This is a genomic window from Thauera sp. 28 (genome assembly GCF_000310145.2).
In the GTDB taxonomy this organism is placed as follows: Bacteria; Pseudomonadota; Gammaproteobacteria; order Burkholderiales; family Rhodocyclaceae; genus Thauera; species Thauera mechernichensis.
This window is the reverse complement of the sequence record NZ_AMXA01000116.1, coordinates 1-257: the sequence shown is the minus strand read 5'-3', so window position 1 is coordinate 257 and position 257 is coordinate 1. Positions and strand designations below refer to the sequence as shown.

The 257-nt window shown below is 66.9% G+C and carries 1 protein-coding gene; it reads right to left on the bottom strand.

Translation table 11 applies throughout. From position 1 onward, the window contains the following. A partial coding sequence (locus C662_RS19695; protein ID WP_002934963.1) for an Ig-like domain-containing protein occupies nt 1–257 on the bottom strand: 257 nt, incomplete at both ends.

The following is a 257-nucleotide window of genomic DNA, read 5'->3' as shown; positions in this document are numbered from 1 at the left end:
GCTTCGCTGAACACGAAGCTCACCGTGCCGTCCGGGTTGATCGTGACGTTGACGCTCGGGGCGAGCGTGTCGACCGCGGTGCTGTCGCTATCGCCACTGCCGGCGTTGCCGGCGACGTCGGTGTAGCTGCCGGCGGGGACTTCGACCGTGACATTGCCTTCGAAACCAGCGGCCGGGGTCAGGTCGGCGGTCCAGCGCGTCGGGTCGGTCGGGTCTTGCACCAGGTTCGAGATCGAACCGTTGGTGACGACGATGTC